Here is a 16,269-nt window from a genome sequence, read left to right as displayed (position 1 = left end):
CCCTCAGAGTCCCAGCGCCGCTTTGGCCAGGATGTTGCGCTGAATCTCGTTGCTGCCGGCGTAGATCGAGCCGGCCCGGTCGTTGAAGTAGCGCAATGGTGCGACCGCCTGCCAGGGGTCACCGCTGAGATATCCGTCCGGCGGCGGCTCGAACTCGGCGATCGGCCCGCCGGGGCAGGCGGCGTGCGGCTGGTAGACGCGGCCCCGCGGTCCGGCCGCTTCCATGGCGAGTTCGGTGATCGCCTGGCTCAACTCGGTCGCGAGCACTTTGAGCATCGACGACGCGGCGCCGGGGTTCTTCCCCTCGGCCACCGTCGCCAGCACTCGGTACTCGAGGATCTCGAGCACCTCGGTGCGGATCCGCGCGTCGGCCAGCTTGCGGGCAAAGGCCGGGTCGTCGATCAGTCGGCCCCCGCCAGGACCCGGCTCATTGGCCGCGACGGTGGCGATCTCCTGCGCCATCACCTGCAGCGCCGGTGACGAGGCCCCGCCACCGCGTTCGAACTCCAGCAGGTACTTCGCGACGGTCCACCCGTCGTCGATCTTGCCGAGGACGTTCGTCGTGGGGACCCGCACCTCGTCGAAGAAGACCTGGTTCTGTACTTCTTCTCCGGATGTCATCACCAGCGGCCGGATCTCGATACCGGGGGTGGACATGTCGATGAGCACGAACGTGATGCCCTGCTGTTTCTTCTGGCCTCTGGACGTGCGCACCAGCGCGAACATCCAGTTCGCCTCCCGGGCGTGCGTCGTCCAGATCTTGCTGCCGGTGCAGATGAATTCGCCCGCCGATTCATCGAGGACCGCCGCCATCGACAGCGCGGCCAGATCCGACCCCGCCTCCGGTTCGGAGTAACCCTGGCAGAAGAAGACCTCGCCCGTGAGGATGCGCGGCAGGAAGAAGTCCTTCTGTGCGTCGCTCCCGAACCTGATCAGGGCGTGGGCGACCATGCGGATCCCCATCGGGGACAGCGACGGAGCGCCCGCCAGCGTGGACTCGCGGCTGAATATGTAGTGCTGGGTCAGGCTCCAGTCGCAGCCGCCGTACTCGACCGGCCAGGCCGGCGCTGCCCAGCCCCGCTCGTGCAGGATCTGCTGCCATTGCATGCTCGCGTCGTGGTCGGCGTACACGCTGGTCATGAGGCGGCCGGCGCGACGGAGTTCCGGAGTCAACTTCTCGTCGAGGAAGCTGCGCACCTCGTCACGAAACGCCGCGTCTGCCGGTGACCACTTCAGGTCCATCGTCGATCCCCTGTCTCTTGACGCTCTACACAGTAAACCTAGTTGACTATGTGGCCGGTCCGGGGGCGTCTTGATCGGCACTACGACATATTTGTGGAACGAGGACGTTGCGACGACTGCATAATTAATCCGTGGAGCGACGACGAGACAGTCAGGTTGCGAAATCGCCGACGGCTGTTCTCGGGGAGTTACCCGCGTTAGTGGTGCTCGACCGCCTGCCGGTACCGGTGTTGGCGATTTCCGAAGACGGTGCGATCGTGTTCGCCAACGAGGCGTTCGCCGACATGGTCGGCTACAGCGCTGACGCGCTGCGCGAACTGCACTTTCATCAGATCTTCCACACCTTGCCCGCCGATGAGTCGGCGGTGTCGGTGATGCGCGCGCACGAGGAGTTGGTGGTCGAACTCCTGCACCGGGACGGTTCGATCGTGCGGGCCAGGATGAGCAAGTCGGCCCTGCGGCGCGGTAGTGACCCGGTCGCCCTGGCGACGTTCCAGGATCTGACCGAACGACTCTGGCTCGACGAACTGTAATCAGGGCTCGAGCGGCGGCGCGGATTGGCGCATCGACTCGCGGGCCAGGTACTGCTGGAAATAGCTCAGCGACTCGTCGGTCACGAGCGCCGGTAGCAAAATCTCCCATATCCGCCCGAGGCGCTCCACTACGTCGGCTCTGGAAGTGATGATGTTGGCCAGGAGTTCGGTGCCCACCATCGTTCCGAGGATCGTCTCGGCGACCGCCAGTGGACTGAGATCGGCGCGCAGATCGCCGTCGTCGATCGCCTCGACCGCATGTGAGGTGATCTCGTCGAGCCAGTGGGAGTAGGTACTGGCGGCCACTGCGTGAAACTCGCCGAAGGCGCGCAGCAAATGGGTGCTGCTGCGAGCCAGGTCGTCGGTGCCGATCAGGCCAACGATGACGAAACTGCTGTGAATGATGCGTTCGAGCGCGGGCGCCGACGATTCCCTGATCTGGGCGAATTCCCGGAATATAGTGGCGCTGCCCTCCTCGATGATCGCGGCGGCCAGCGCCTCCTTCGAATCGAAGTGGTAGTAGAGGGCGCCCTTCGTCATTTCGGCACGCTCGATGATGTCGCCCAGGCTTGTGGTGGCGTATCCGATCTCGTTGAACAGCCCGACGGCCGAATCGATGATCCGTCGCCGGGTCGCTTCAGATCGTGCTTGGCGCACCATCGCCGGTACCTCCGGATGCTCCGACGGCCTCAACCGGGTGGAGATGGCCTGGTCGGGGGATCATAGATCATGCCAAGGGAGTTGCCGTCTTGATGGCGACTGCGGTCCGCCGCTTGACGAACTCGGCCAGATAGGCGATGCGGTCCTGGTCGGTTAGGCCGGGCAGCAGCAGCATCCATGCCGACTGCAGGTCGCGCATGAAGCGCTCGGGGTTGTCGAGATCGCTGGTCTGCCGTAAGCCCATGTACACCGAAACCAGGAGGCGGCCGATCGCCTCGGCGTCGTCGTGGTCCCGGATATCGCCTTCGGCGACCGCCCTGGCGATGACCTTCGCGTAGCCCTCGACCCACCGACAGAGGATGTCGGGCTGCATTCCGTCGGTACGACCGATGGACTCCAGGAGATTCAACCCGGCTCTCGCCACCTCGCTGCCGATGTCGTCGACCGCGAGCCGGAACGACAGATCGATGAGCGTCTCCAGGCCGGACAACCTGCGTGCCAGCACCTCGTCGACCGACGCTCGCGCTTCCTCCATGCGGAGCTCGACGATCGCCGACGCCAGCGCGTGCTTGGAGCGGAAGTGGAAGTACATCGCCCCCTTGGTGACCGCCGCGTCGGTGAGGATGTCGTCGAGGTTGACCCGGCTGTAGGAGCTGCGGGCGAACAGACGAGACGCCGCACGCAAGATCTGGAGCCGCGTCGAGTCCGACCGTCGATCCACCTGTTCGGCCGGTGGGGGCACGGCGTTCAGTGGGGGCCTCGTTTGCCTGAAATTAACCAACCCTGCAATTCTTCCATCCACTTCCCCGGTTCGACGAATTCTCTCCAGTTAGCTGTGTGCGACAACCCGGATGGCCACCGTTCTTCCCGCCGCTTTCGATTCCTCCGCAATCTTTTCGTCTGACTTTTCCAGAATCCCGCATGTCGAATTGTTGTGTCCGACACGTCAAACTCTAAGTCATAGTTAGACGCCCATAACATCCGAAAAGTATGTAAAGTACCCCCCGTGATGACTTTCGGTTCGCGGCGACGCGTATTGCCGCCCGTCGGTCTCACTGCGTCGCAGGCGTTCGGGGCTCCCCGCGACTGGACATGTTCGGCGTCGCGCACGTTGTTTCCTATTGCGTTGCCATTGCCTGTACTGGCGAACCCCTCGAAAACGTCGTACGGACAATGGCAGCTTTTCGAAAACGGCCTGAATCATCGTGTGATGCGCAGAATCCCGCATCGACGTGTGGCCGGACTGTAAGTCACAGCGACCTTGGAGAAGTTAACGGTGCAGTGGGACGACGAAGTCGACGTGGTGTGTGCCGATGCCGGTGCGGCAGGGCTCGCACACGCCATCGCGCTCGACGAACTCGGTGGTGAGGTGTTCATCGCGGACTGGGGAGTCGCCGAGCACAACTGGCTCGGTACGAACGCGACCGATGAGTGCACCCGGCACTTCTTCGCCGAGATGACGTCGGACCTGGGGCCGCTGCACGGTCAGTCCCACGATGTCGGCGTGCCGATCCGCGTGGTGCCCTCGCACGTGCCCGCCGAGAACGGCCGCGCGGTGGCACCGTTCGTCGGGGCGCGCCTGCGGGAATGGGCGGCCCAATGTCTGGCGACGCCGTTCGGTTACCTCTCGACCCGGCTTCCGGATTGGAGCGCGACGACTGTTCAGGCGTCGGATGGCCAGATCCTGGAGGTCCTCGAGATCGGTGCGCTCTCCGCCGATTCCGGTGAGCTCGCGGGCTCCGTGCTCGATCTGCTCACCAGGGGCGTGGCCGACCGTCACATCGAGGTGCATTCCGACCATGCGTTGCAGCGCCTGGTTTTCGAGGAGGGCGTCGCGGTGGGCGCGGTGTTCGCCACTCCCGACGGGCCGACGGCGGTCCGGGCTCGGCACGGTGTCACGGTCACGAGCGGAGCCGTGCAACTTCCCGAAATCGATCCGAGGTCGGTGTCGGGCGACATCCTGCGTGTCTGCCTCGTCGGACAGCGTGCCAGCAGGTTCGGCCGCGTGGAGGTGCTCACCTCCGAACCGCCGGCGGTGTCCGGCGCGGCGTGCCATGCGCGCGGTCGCCGTCTACCGGCCAATCTTCGTGAGACGTACCGCCACTCAGCGTCGTGGCGATGCGGAAAAGTCCACGGGTACCCGTCCCTGGGCGAGTAGCGATTGCATCTCGGCGCCCGGCAGCGGACGCGACAACAGAAATCCCTGCGCCCGGTGGCATCCATGTTCGAGCAGGGTGCGCGCGGCCTTCTCGGTCTCCACACCCTCGGCGACGAGCTGCAGGCCGAACGCCTCCGCCAGCGCGATGATGGCGCGCACGATCGCGAGATCGCCGGGATTCTCGCCCAACTCGCGGACGAACCCCCTGTCGATCTTCAGGGTGTCGACGGGCAGTGACTTCAGATGTGACAGCACGCTGTAGCCGGTGCCGAAGTCGTCGATGGCGACCTGCACGCCGACCTGTTTAAGGCCGGCCAGCGTCTTGCGGGTGGTTTCGATGTCCTGCACCACGACGCTCTCAGTGATCTCCAGGCACACCGATCCGCCGTCGAGACCAAACTCATCGATCGTCGCCGCGACCGATTCCACGAAACCGTCGCTCACCAGTTGGACCGGGGAGACGTTGACCCGCAATACCGCGTCGAGGCCGACACCGTTGGTGCGCCACTGGGCGAACTCGCGGCACGCCGTCCGCATCACCCAGCGTCCCAGTTCGCCCGCCAGGTTGATTGATTCGGCAACCCCAATGAAAGAGCCGGGTGCGAGCAGGCCGCGCGTCGGATGCTCCCAGCGGACCAGCGCCTCGGCGGCGAGGATCTCGCCGGTGCGCATGTTGACCTCGGGCTGATAGTGCAACAGAAGGGCGCCCGTTTCGATGACGTCGTGCAGGTGAAGCTCGATGTCGTTGCGGAAGTCGGACTCCATCGACATCTGATCGGTGAAGACCGCGACCTCGTTGCCGCCGGATGCCTTGGCGGTCAACACCGCTTGGTCGGCGCGCCGCAAGAGATCCGAGGTGTTGTCACGGCCCGGCTCGCCCAACGCCACACCGATGCTGACCGTACGGGTGAGCGTCTCGCCGTCGACCGCCACCCGCTCGTTCAGCGTCGATTGCAGCCGAGTGGCCAGTTCCCTCGCGGTGTCGACGTCCGTCGGTCCAACAGGCACGACCACGAACTCGTCGCCACCGAGGCGGGCGAGGAACGTGCCGTCGTCGGCGATCTGGCGCAGCCGTTCGGCCAGAACGCGAATGAACCAGTCACCGGCGGTGTGGCCGAGGTAGTCGTTGATGGCCTTCAACCGGTCCAGATCGAAGAACAGCACCGAGACCGGCCCCGGTTGCCCCTGCTGCAGACGGGCGTCCAAATGCGCCAGCAGCGCCCGCCGATTGCACAATCCCGTCAAGTCGTCGTGTTCGGCCAGGTAGCGCAGGCGATCCTCGGCTTCGACCCGCGCTTGAACCTGAGCGAACAGCGACGCGATCGCCTTCAGCGCGTTGAGTTCCTCGGGCTTCCAGTCCCTGTCGCCGAACTTGACGAATCCGAGCACCCCGGAGGTGATCTCACCCGAGAGCATCGGCACGCACGCCATCGACGTCGACGGAACCTGTCTGCCCTCGGCGATGGTCTGCTGGTACTCCTCGGTCGATGGCTCCGGGCGGAACACAATCGGTTCCTTCTGATGCTCGCACCGCGCAAACACCGGGTCGGCGTCGGCGAAATACACCACGCCCAACGGGTCGGGATCCGGAATCCCCGGCCGGACCGGCCACTCCGCGACCAGCACCGACGCGCGGATCCGATGATCGTTGTGGCGCAGGAAGCTGACGTCGACGCCGAGGTACTCGACGAGATCGGCCAGCACACGCTGGCTCACCTCGACCTGCGTCGCGGCGGTCACGCCCATCAGCTGCGTGGCGACCGACGTCACGAGGTTCTCGAGACTGCTGGGCACTAACCCTCCCTAACGCCGTCGGCGCTGTCGCGACGGTAGTGACTGCGGCGCCGGCTTCTGACCGACGGGCGGGCTGCGTAGGTGAACCTCAGGATCAACGCCTGCGACTCAGCCGTACCGGTTCCCGCGAGTTGCCGAAAATCATATTGCAGCCGGGCGAGGTCGTCGGCGAAAGCGGGCGAGACCCGGCGGCGGTCCTGCTCGTCGATCACATACAGAAACGGCGGTGAAACCGGTTGTACGGCAAGCCCGTGCTGCTGGGCCCGGATCCACACCGACTCCACGGCCGCCCCGGCTTGTGCGTAATCGGCCAGGCGGTGCCCGCTCACCGAGACCACCGCCAGACCGGCGCAGTCGCGCACTCGGCGCGCGGTGTCGTCGCCGAGGGCCCGCCCACCGTCCCACTCCTTCACGTGGCCCATCACCTCCGGCCGGCGCAGGACGTCGAGCATCACCGAGTCCGCCGGTGCGAGTTCCAGTGTGCGTACGTCGATGCCGGACTCCAGCGAGGCCGAGTCGGGCCACCGCAGTTCGGCGAACATCTCGGCGTGCAGGCGCGGAGTCAGATATCGGATGCGATCGGCGGCGGCCAGAATCGCTGCGGCCGATTCGAGGTCGGCCCGGTCGGTCAGGACCCTCACCCGGGCGCCTTCGGCCTCCGCGGCGGCGACCAGGGTCGCGATCGTTTCGGCAGGGATCGGCGCCGCGTTCCCGAGACGGCGATTGGTCTCCCGGGCCAGCATCGGCTCGTACAGCGATGCGAGTTCGGGGTCGTCGCCCGGCGCGAGATGCACCGTCGCGACCAACGGTGAAGCCTCGTCACCGGGGCCGTAGTTCACCTGTGCGGTCATGTGGTGGGCGGCGGCCGCGACGCAGGCGTTGAAGGTCGCGGCGCCGACCGCGAGGGCGCTGGCCCGCAAACCGACGTCCATCGTCGTGGTGAACCGCGGGTCTAACGCGACGGTCACCGATGCGGCGGTCACCTCGATCCGCCAGGGCTGCGCATTGCCGCCGGAGGGCGCGCGCTGCGCGGCGGCAGCGATCGCCTCCGTTGCTCGGTTCGGCCGGTCCTCGGCAGGGTCGTCGACGGGGTAGTCGACGGGGTGGTCGCCGACGGGCACGACCGGGGTATCGAGGCGGTCGAAGACCTCGGCGATGTCCATCCGCGCGCGTCCGGACGGGAGGTGCTCGCCAAGGCCGATCCGCCGGACCGCTTCGGCGACCAGGCTCGTGTTCAGCGCCACCTCGGAGGTCAACTGCGGCCACGTCGACAAGGTCTGTCCCACCTCGATCAACGAGGCCGCCATCCGGGCCGAAACCTGGCTGGCCTCGGCCAACCGAAGCGAGTACGGCAGCTTGTCGGTGCTGCTGAGATTCGCGAGGCCGGCCGCGTCCATGTCTCCGACGAGGCCGTGCAGGACCGGACGTGCCGGATCGAGATCGAACCGCTCGACGTCGAGCAGCGCACGATCGCTGGTCGTCATCAGCACCGGGACCCCGCGCTGGCGTGCGGCCTCGCGGACCAGCAGCTTGGCGTCCAGGGAGTCGCATTCCTCGATGACGAGGTCCAGGCCGTCGAGGAATTCGTGCACGGTTCGCTCGTTGACGCCGGCGACGTCGACGCGCACGGGCAGATACGGATCGAGTTCGGCGATCCTTCTGGCGCACACGACCGCCTTGTTCACGCCGATGTCGAGCACCGAGGCGGGCACTCGGTTCAGGTTCGTCAGATCCATGTCGTCGAAGTCGCTCAACCGCAAGCCACCGCACAGCCCTTGAGCCGCGAGCGCGTAAGCGATCGTATGGCCGACACTCAAACCGACGACGCCGACCGTGAGGCCGCCGAGTTTCTTCTGTTCGGCGACCGTGATCAGGTTGCGGTTGCGATCCAGACGCACACGGCGAAAACCTCTGGGGCCGAGGATGCTGGCCGCGGCCCGCCGCCACGGATAGTAGACCCATCGAATCGGTTCAGCGAGAACGTCTTCCGGCGGCGATGGCCGCATTTCGCGCAGCACCTGCTGTTGTTGTGCTGCGCTGTCGGTGATCGCGATGCTCGAATTCGACTGCAGTTGGGCGAGGACGGGATCGTCGGGTCGCAGAACTACTGCAGTGCACCAACTCGGATCGCCGTCCCCGCCGATCACCGCTCGGTCCCGGTGGCGGCCGATAACCCGACCGCCTTCTGAACAGGAGCAAGCATCTGCTGTTCGGCGAAATACAACGAAAGCTGTTTCGGATCGGCATGTTTGGGGAACGTCGCACGATCCCACCAGGCCAGTCGGGTCTCATAACGCTCGTCGGGATACGGCGTCGGAGGAATCTTCGTCGCCAGAATACCGCCGGACGAAAGCCATCGCTTGAGCACATAGGAGGCCGCCGTCGCGACGATGAACTGAATGTCGAGAAGCCCCATCGCATGCAGCGGTGTTCGGGAGATGGCGTAGGTGAGCTGACGGTTGCGATCGGGATCGTCAGTCACCCATGCGGTTTTCATCTCCACGACGCCGAATGGTAGCCGGTCGCTGATCATCTTCCGCACCGCGTCGAAACCCGGCTGGCCTTTCCACTCCAGCAGTGCATGGGCTTCGTCGGCGGACTGGTATGGCCCTTTGGCGCGAAGGCCGCCGACCACCTTTCCGGATTGGTCGACGCAGGCGGCGAACAGGATGGTGTCCGAGCCGGTGTGCAACGCATCCATGTCGAGTGCCTTCGCCACACCGTGCTTGGTGTAACTGCGCGTCGCCCCGTGCACGAAATCCCGCCAGAGCTCGGGCTCGACCGCGGGGTGCGCAAAGGTGATCGTGCAGTCGGTCTCCGAATCCCAGAAACTGGGAGTCTGTCGCAAACTGGCGGCGACATCGGTGGCGGACTGGATTTGTGCAATGGTCATAATCGTCCGATCATCGGGCAGTTCCCATGGACGGGTCGCTGCTGATTACGTGTGGATTTCCCACATCCATATGAGTATCTCGCCGAGTGCGGTTTTATTACCAGGAAGCGCAGTGATCTTGTGGTGAAAAGGCTTGTTGTCGGCGCAAAAAAGGGGACCGGCGTGGTGCTGTGAACGCACGCAGCTAATTGCCGAGAATCTCCTGCGGAATCGAAATGGGCCGCGTGCGGATTCCGTGGGGCAACCGCGCGATGCGGCCGTTCACCTGCGCTTGCGGCGGCCGAGTGCCACGCTGGGTGAGGTGACCGGGGGATATCCGAGTCCGGGTGCAGGGAACCTGCCCGTTAACGATGTGGGCAGGTTGCTGCTTCGCTGTGTGGATCGGCCGGGATTGGTGGCGGCCGTCAGCGCATTTCTCGCCGCCGCCGGGGCGAACATCGTGTCGCTGGACCAGCACGCGACCGAACAGTCGGGCGGCACATTCATGCAGCGCACCATTTTTCACCTGCCCGGCCTGACAGCTGCGCGCGATGACCTCGAACGCGAATTCGCCGAACGGGTCGCCGTACCATTCGGTATGGACTTTCGGCTCACCGAAGCCGCGAAACCCAAGCGGGTGGCGATCATGGCCTCCAAAGAAGACCACTGCCTGCTCGATCTGCTGTGGCGCAACCGGCGCGGCGAGCTCGACATGTCTGTGGCCATGGTGGTCGCGAACCATCCCGACCTCGCGGATCAGGTCCGGGCCTTCTCGGTTCCGTTCATCCACGTACCGGCCAGTAGGGAAATCCGCGAGGATGCCGAACGTCGCCAGCTCGAGTTGCTGCGCGGCAACGTCGACCTGGTGGTCCTTGCGCGCTACATGCAGATCCTCACGCCGCGATTCATCGCCGACATCGGGTGTCCGCTCATCAACATCCACCATTCGTTCCTGCCGGCGTTCATCGGCGCCGCGCCGTATCGGCGGGCCAAGGAGCGTGGGGTCAAGCTCGTCGGCGCCACCGCGCACTACGTGACCGAGGACCTCGACGAGGGACCGATCATCGAGCAGGACGTGGTGCGGGTCGACCATCGGCACGGCGTGGAGGATCTGGTCCGCCTCGGATCGGACGTCGAACGCGTTGTTTTGTCCCGAGCGGTGCTATGGCACTGTGAGGACCGCATCATCCGATTCGGCAACCAGACCGTCGTCTTCTAGCGACGATCTTCTCGCCGGTACGAAGGAGAAGTAGTGAAGAAGTTCAGCGACCTCGACGAGTTCATCGCGGCCGAGGGCAGCCAGCTCGGCCCCACCGAATGGCTCGAAGTCACCCAGGACCGCGTCAACCTGTTCGCCGACGCGACCGAGGACCACCAGTGGATCCACGTCGACCCCGAGAAGGCGGCCAACGGGCCGTTCGGGGCGACGATCGCCCACGGCTTGCTGACGCTGTCGCTGCTCCCGTACTTCTCGCATCAGCTGTACACGGTGGGCAACATCGCGATGGCGATCAACTACGGATACAACAAGGTTCGCTTCATCACACCGGTCAAGGTCGGCGCCAAGATCCGCGCCACGGGTGAATTGACGAAGATCGACCAGCTCGACGGCGCCGTGCAGTCGACGATGACCACGACGATCGAGATCGAGGGCTCGGAAAAGCCTGCCGCCGTCGCGGAGTCGATCGTGCGCTTCATCCGCTGATTCAGTACTGGGTGGAGCCCTGATCCACCGGAATGGCCGTGGCCGTCATGTGTTTCGACTCGTCGCCGGCCAACCAGCACACCACCTCGGCGACGTCTTCGGGTTGCAGAACCCACGTCGGCAGAAACGGCGTCATCATGTGCTGCAGCGACGGGTTGGTTTCCATCACCTTGGCGATCGCGGTGATCATGTCGCCCGAACCCATCGGGGTGTTGACCGGGCCGGGGTGCACGCTGTTGACGCGGATCGAGTGCTTTCCGAGTTCGGCGGCCAGGGCGCGGGCCATGCCGGTGACAGCGTGCTTGCTCGCGGTGTAGTGAACCATGAACGGCTGCAACTTGATTCCGGCAGCCGAGCTGATCAGGATGATGGACCCGCCCCGGCCACCGTCGATGATGTGCTGCGCGCCTGCCCGAACGGCGTTGAAGGTTCCTGCCACGTTGATGTCCATCACGTCGCGGAAGTCCTCCGGCGTGATCTCGTCCCACAGCTGCGGTGGTGAGATACCCGCGTTGGCGACGATCACGTCGAGCCGGCCGAATGCGGCAACCCCTTCGGCCACAACCTCGTTGAGGGTCTCGGCATCACGGGTGTCGGTCTGCGAGGTGAGGATGCGGCGACCGGTGGCCTCGACCAGGCGGGCTGTCTCGGCGAGTTCCTCAGGTGTCGCATGGTCGTAAGGCACGCAGTCCGGGAGCTTTCCGGCGATGTCGACGGCGATGATGTCGGCGCCCTCGGTGGCCATCCGGACGGCGTGTGCGCGACCCTGACCCCGCGCGGCGCCGGTGATGAACGCGACCTTGTTGGTGAGCCTGTTCACGAACGCTCCTTCTGTGCGGCCTTGACGAGGTTGGACCCGATGATGAGACGCTGTATCTCGCTGGTGCCCTCGTAAAGTCGCAGCAGCCGGACATCGCGGTAGATGCGTTCGACGGGAACCTCGCGCATGTAGCCGCTGCCGCCGTGGATCTGGACCGCGATATCGGCGACATCACCGGCCATCTCGGTGCAGAACAGCTTGGCCGCCGACGGTGCGACCCTGCGGTCCTCGCCGGTGACCCATCGGCGCGCGGCGTCGCGGACCAGTGCGCGGCCGGCCATCACGCCGGTCTGCTGATCGGCGAGCATCGCCTGCACCAACTGGAAGTTGCCGATCGGTGTATCTCCCTGGGTCGCGGTGGCGGCGTAGGCGACCGACTCGTCGAGCGCGCGTTGCGCGGCCCCGACCGCTAAAGCGGCGATGTGTACGCGTCCGCGAGCCAACGAGATCATCGCGGCGCGATAACCGATGTCCTCGCTGCCACCGACGAGCGCTTCGGCGGGCACACGCACGTCGTCGAAGCTGACGTCCGCCGTCCACGCGCCCTCTTGGCCCATCTTCGCGTCTTTGGCGCCGACCTGGACACCGGCGGCGTCGGCGGGCACCAGGAACACGGCGATGCCCGCGCCGTCAGCATCGGCGGGGCGGCTGCGGGCGAACACGACGAAAAGGTCGGCGGTCGGGGCGTTGGTGATGAACCGCTTCTGGCCCGTGATCACCCAATCGCTATCTTGCCGAACGGCTTTGGTGCGAAGTCCAGACGGATTGGAGCCCGCGCCGGGCTCGGTGAGCGCGAACGATGCGACGACGTCGCCCGTGGCCATCGGCTCGAGCCAGCGCGCCTTCTGCTCGTCGGTGCCGAACCCGACAAGGACCTGTCCCGCGATGCCGTTGTTCGTCCCGAACATCGAGCGCAGGGCCAGCGAGGTGTAACCCAGCTCCATCGCCAGCTCGACGTCCTGCGAAAGGTCCAGCCCCAGCCCGCCCCACTCCTGGGGGATGGCATAGCCGAAGAGTCCCATCTTCTTGGCCTGCTCGCGAAGGTCGTCGGGGACCCGGTCGGCGGCCAGGATCTCCTGCTCACGGGGGATCACCGCGGTGCGGACGAAGTGACGGGTCTGCGCCAGGATCTCCTGGAAGTCCTCGTCGCTGACTTCGGATGTCGCCATCCTGTGCTCCTTGTCCTCATCTGCTCGCGCGAGCGTGCTGCAAGTCACGGCGAGCACCCGCGCGGTGTGACCGGTCTGCCCATCGAATGGGGGCGATCATATATGAAATATGATGTTCGATTGACGCGGCCCCGGGTGGGCCTTGACCAGCGGAAGGGGTGATCAGGTGTCGCTGTTGACCGGACAGACGGCGGTCGTGACCGGCGGTGCACAGGGTCTGGGATATGCGATCGCCGAACGGTTTATCGCCGAAGGCGCGCGCGTGGTGCTGGGCGACGTGGATCTGGCCGCGACCGAAGCGGCGGCCGAGAAGCTGGGCGGCGAGGACCTCGCGCTGGCGGTGCGCTGTGACGTCACGAACGCCGACGACGTCGAGGCATTGGTCGGCGCCGCCGTCGAGCGGTTCGGCGGGCTGGACATCATGGTCAACAACGCCGGGATCACCCGTGACGCAACGCTTCGCAAGATGACCGAGGAGCAGTTCGATCAGGTCATCGCCGTGCACCTGAAAGGCACATGGAACGGGCTGAAGGCGGCGGCGCCGATCATGCGCGAGAACAAGCGCGGCTCGATCGTCAACATGTCGTCGATCTCGGGCAAGGTCGGCATGATCGGCCAGACCAACTACTCGGCGGCCAAGGCAGGCATCGTCGGTATGACCAAGGCCGCGGCCAAGGAACTCGCCCATCTCGGGGTGCGGGTCAACGCGATTCAGCCGGGACTGATCCGCTCGGCGATGACGGAGGCCATGCCGCAGAAGGCGTGGGACCAGAAGTTGGCCGAGGTGCCGATGGGCCGCGCCGGCGAGCCGGAGGAGGTGGCCAAGGTCGCCCTGTTCCTGGCCAGTGATCTGTCGTCGTACATGACCGGGACCGTTCTCGAGATCACCGGGGGACGGCACCTATGAGCATCCGCGAGGCCGTCGTCTGCGAACCGGTGCGCACGCCGATCGGCCGTTACGGCGGAATGTTCAAGTCCCTCACGGCCGTCGATCTCGGCGTCACCGCACTCAAGGGTCTGCTGGAGCGCACCGGGATCGAGCCGGAAGCAGTCGAGGACGTGATCCTTGGTCACTGCTATCCGAGCAGCGAGGCGCCCGCCATCGGCCGCGTCGTGGCGCTGGACTCCGGGCTGCCGGTGACCGTGCCCGGTATGCAGGTCGACCGGCGGTGCGGTTCGGGTCTGCAAGCCGTCATCCAGGCGTGTCTGCAGGTCGCCAACGGCGACAACGACGTCGTGATCGCGGGCGGCGCGGAGAGCATGAGCAACGTGACGTTCTACTCGACCGACGTCCGGTGGGGCCCTGCGCCCGGCGGGGTCATGCTGCACGACTCGTTGGCCCGCGGCCGCACCACCGCCGGTGGCAGGCACTATCCGGTGCCCGGCGGGATGCTCGAGACCGCCGAGAACCTGCGCAGGCAGTACGACATCTCGCGGGAAGAACAGGACGAGCTCGCCGTGACGTCTCATCGTCGCGCGGTGGCCGCCCAGAAGGACGGCATCCTGGCCGAGGAGATCATCCCCGTCACGGTGCGCACCCGGCAGGGCGAAGAGGTGATCGACACCGACGAGCACCCGAGACCCGACACCTCGGTCGAATCGCTGGCGAAGCTGAGACCCGTTCTCGGCAAGCAAGATCCGGAGGCGACGGTCACCGCAGGCAACGCGAGCGGCCAGAACGACGCCGCATCGATGTGCGTGGTGACCACGCGCGACAAGGCCGAAGAGCTGGGGCTGACGCCGCTGGTGCGGCTGGTCTCGTGGGGTTCAGCGGGCGTGGCGCCCAACGTCATGGGGATCGGGCCCGTGCCCGCAACCGAGGTGGCGCTGGCCAAGGCGGAACTGTCGCTGACCGACATCGACCTGATCGAGCTGAACGAGGCCTTCGCCGCACAGGCGCTTGCTGTGATGCGGGAGTGGAACTTCGGCGCGGCCGACACCGAACGCACGAACGTGCACGGATCAGGAATCTCGCTCGGGCATCCCGTCGGCGCGACGGGCGGTCGGATGCTGGCGACGCTGGCGCGTGAACTGACGAGGCGCGGCTCCCGCTACGGCTTGGAGACCATGTGCATCGGCGGCGGCCAGGGGCTGGCCGCGGTGTTCGAGAGGGTCGACGCATGACCAAACTCGCCCAGACGGTGGGCCTGACCGATGTGCAGACCGAAATCCTGTCCACCGTACGCCAATTCGTCGAGAAGGAGATCATCCCGAACGCGCCGGAGTTCGAGAAGACCGACACCTACCCACAGGCCATCGTCGATGCGATGAAGGAGATGGGGCTGTTCGGGCTGATGATCCCCGAGGAGTACGGCGGCCTCGGCGAATCGCTGCTGACGTACGCACTGTGCGTCGAGGAGTTGGCGCGCGGCTGGATGAGCATCTCCGGTGTGCTCAACACCCACTTCATAGTCGCCTACATGTTGCGTCAGCACGGCACCGATGCGCAGAAGCAGCGCTACCTGCCGCGGATGGCGACGGGGGAGACACGCGGTGCGTTCTCGATGTCCGAACCCGAACTCGGTTCCGACGTCGCCGCGATCCGGACGCGGGCGACCCGCAACGACGACGGCACCTACCGGATCGACGGTCAGAAGATGTGGTTGACCAACGGGGGCACATCCACGTTGGTCGCGGTGTTGGTCCGCACCGACGAGGGGGCCGACAAACCGCATCGCAACCTGACCGCGTTCCTGGTCGAAAAGCCGGTCGGTTACGGGGAAGTCGCGCCGGGCCTGACGATTCCGGGCAAGCTCGACAAGCTCGGTTACAAGGGCATCGACACCACCGAGTTGATCTTCGACGGCTACGTGGCCAAGGCCGACGACATCCTCGGCGAGGCGGCGGGCCAGGGGTTCTTCCAGATGATGGATGGGATCGAGGTCGGCCGGGTCAACGTCTCGGCGCGGGCGTGCGGTGTCGGTATCCGCGCGTTCGAACTCGCGGTCCGCTACGCCCAGCAGCGCCAGACGTTCGGGAAGCCGATCTCCGAGCACCAGGCTATCGCCTTCCAATTGGCCGAGATGGCAACCAAAGTCGAGGCTGCCCACCTGATGATGGTCAACGCCGCCCGGCTGAAGGACTCCGGGGAACGCAACGACGTCGCGGCCGGAATGGCGAAGTACCTCGCGAGCGAATTTTGTTCGGAGGTCACTCAGCAGAGTTTCCGGATCCACGGTGGTTACGGGTATTCGAAGGAATACGAGATCGAGCGGTTGATGCGCGACGCGCCGTTCCTGTTGATCGGCGAGGGCACCAGCGAGATCCAGAAGAACATCATCAGCAAGCGGTTGCTCGCCGACTATCAGGTGTGACG

15 protein-coding genes are annotated in these 16,269 nt (G+C 65.6%); 7 read left to right on the top strand and 8 right to left on the bottom strand.

Translation table 11 applies throughout. From position 1 onward, the window contains the following. Nucleotides 1-3 precede the first annotated feature (3 nt). Complete coding sequence (locus AAHH99_RS08575) at nucleotides 4-1,242, bottom strand: acyl-CoA dehydrogenase family protein (RefSeq protein WP_418768273.1); 1,239 nt, start codon at nucleotides 1,240-1,242, stop codon at nucleotides 4-6. Nucleotides 1,243-1,373: 131 nt separating this feature from the next. On the opposite strand from AAHH99_RS08575, the gene AAHH99_RS08570 reads away from it, so the two are divergent. Beyond that, the gene (locus AAHH99_RS08570) at nucleotides 1,374-1,775 is read left to right on the top strand and encodes a PAS domain S-box protein (RefSeq protein WP_418768272.1); all 402 of its coding nucleotides are present in this window, start codon (nucleotides 1,374-1,376) and stop codon (nucleotides 1,773-1,775) included. Here the strand turns inward: AAHH99_RS08570 and AAHH99_RS08565 are convergent, their stop codons facing one another. Both AAHH99_RS08565 and AAHH99_RS08560 read right to left on the bottom strand, forming a co-directional pair. Next, entirely contained in the window at nucleotides 1,776-2,435 is a 660-nt protein-coding gene (locus tag AAHH99_RS08565) for a ScbR family autoregulator-binding transcription factor (RefSeq protein ID WP_418768271.1), read from the bottom strand. A 67-nt stretch (nucleotides 2,436-2,502) separates the two neighbouring features. Continuing rightward, nucleotides 2,503-3,177, bottom strand: coding sequence for a TetR family transcriptional regulator (locus AAHH99_RS08560; RefSeq protein ID WP_418768270.1), 675 nt, complete (start codon nucleotides 3,175-3,177; stop codon nucleotides 2,503-2,505). Between the two features lie 534 nt (nucleotides 3,178-3,711). On the opposite strand from AAHH99_RS08560, the gene AAHH99_RS08555 reads away from it, so the two are divergent. Further along, nucleotides 3,712-4,593: a hypothetical protein gene (locus AAHH99_RS08555; protein ID WP_418768269.1), complete on the top strand. Its 882-nt coding sequence runs from the start codon at nucleotides 3,712-3,714 to the stop codon at nucleotides 4,591-4,593. Here AAHH99_RS08555 and AAHH99_RS08550 read toward each other — a convergent pair. From AAHH99_RS08550 to AAHH99_RS08540, 3 genes are read right to left on the bottom strand one after another with little or no spacing between them, the layout of a single operon-like run. Beyond that, the gene (locus AAHH99_RS08550) at nucleotides 4,540-6,339 is read right to left on the bottom strand and encodes a putative bifunctional diguanylate cyclase/phosphodiesterase (RefSeq protein WP_418769564.1); all 1,800 of its coding nucleotides are present in this window, start codon (nucleotides 6,337-6,339) and stop codon (nucleotides 4,540-4,542) included. The genes AAHH99_RS08555 and AAHH99_RS08550 overlap by 54 nt on opposite strands. Before the next feature lie 47 nt (nucleotides 6,340-6,386). Then, entirely contained in the window at nucleotides 6,387-8,534 is a 2,148-nt protein-coding gene (locus AAHH99_RS08545) for an Rv1355c family protein (RefSeq protein WP_418768268.1), read from the bottom strand. Further along, nucleotides 8,531-9,280, bottom strand: a complete 750-nt coding sequence (locus AAHH99_RS08540) for a hypothetical protein (RefSeq protein WP_418768267.1) — start codon at nucleotides 9,278-9,280, stop codon at nucleotides 8,531-8,533. Before AAHH99_RS08540 ends, AAHH99_RS08545 begins: the two co-directional genes overlap by 4 nt. A gap of 265 nt (nucleotides 9,281-9,545) precedes the next feature. On the opposite strand from AAHH99_RS08540, the gene purU reads away from it, so the two are divergent. Continuing rightward, nucleotides 9,546-10,478, top strand: coding sequence for a formyltetrahydrofolate deformylase (gene purU / locus AAHH99_RS08535; RefSeq protein ID WP_418769563.1), 933 nt, complete (start codon nucleotides 9,546-9,548; stop codon nucleotides 10,476-10,478). A 33-nt stretch (nucleotides 10,479-10,511) separates the two neighbouring features. Beyond that, the gene (locus tag AAHH99_RS08530; protein ID WP_064398279.1) at nucleotides 10,512-10,964 is read left to right on the top strand and encodes a MaoC family dehydratase; all 453 of its coding nucleotides are present in this window, start codon (nucleotides 10,512-10,514) and stop codon (nucleotides 10,962-10,964) included. 1 nt (nucleotide 10,965) lies between these two features. Here AAHH99_RS08530 and AAHH99_RS08525 read toward each other — a convergent pair whose 3' ends face one another. Both AAHH99_RS08525 and AAHH99_RS08520 read right to left on the bottom strand, forming a co-directional pair. Then, a complete protein-coding gene (locus tag AAHH99_RS08525; RefSeq protein ID WP_418768266.1) occupies nucleotides 10,966-11,784 on the bottom strand; it encodes a mycofactocin-coupled SDR family oxidoreductase in 819 nt (272 codons plus the stop codon). Further along, nucleotides 11,781-12,953, bottom strand: coding sequence for an acyl-CoA dehydrogenase family protein (locus tag AAHH99_RS08520; protein ID WP_418768265.1), 1,173 nt, complete (start codon nucleotides 12,951-12,953; stop codon nucleotides 11,781-11,783). The genes AAHH99_RS08525 and AAHH99_RS08520 overlap by 4 nt, the downstream gene beginning before the upstream one ends. 166 nt (nucleotides 12,954-13,119) lie before the next feature. On the opposite strand from AAHH99_RS08520, the gene fabG reads away from it, so the two are divergent. The 3 genes from fabG to AAHH99_RS08505 are packed head-to-tail and all read left to right on the top strand — an operon-like array spanning nucleotide 13,120 to nucleotide 16,267. Continuing rightward, a complete protein-coding gene (gene fabG / locus AAHH99_RS08515; protein ID WP_418768264.1) occupies nucleotides 13,120-13,860 on the top strand; it encodes a 3-oxoacyl-ACP reductase FabG in 741 nt (246 codons plus the stop codon). Beyond that, the gene (locus AAHH99_RS08510) at nucleotides 13,857-15,077 is read left to right on the top strand and encodes an acetyl-CoA C-acetyltransferase (protein WP_418768263.1); all 1,221 of its coding nucleotides are present in this window, start codon (nucleotides 13,857-13,859) and stop codon (nucleotides 15,075-15,077) included. The genes fabG and AAHH99_RS08510 overlap by 4 nt, the downstream gene beginning before the upstream one ends. Next, nucleotides 15,074-16,267 (top strand): acyl-CoA dehydrogenase family protein, encoded by a 1,194-nt coding sequence (locus tag AAHH99_RS08505; RefSeq protein WP_418768262.1) that lies wholly within the window; start codon nucleotides 15,074-15,076, stop codon nucleotides 16,265-16,267. The genes AAHH99_RS08510 and AAHH99_RS08505 overlap by 4 nt, the downstream gene beginning before the upstream one ends. Nucleotides 16,268-16,269 lie beyond the last annotated feature (2 nt).

Origin of the sequence: Mycobacterium neumannii (assembly GCF_048452905.1) — a bacterium.
Taxonomy (GTDB): Bacteria; Actinomycetota; Actinomycetes; order Mycobacteriales; family Mycobacteriaceae; genus Mycobacterium; species Mycobacterium neumannii_B.
The sequence above is the reverse complement of the archived record's forward strand: the minus strand, read 5'-3'. Positions and strand labels throughout refer to the sequence as shown.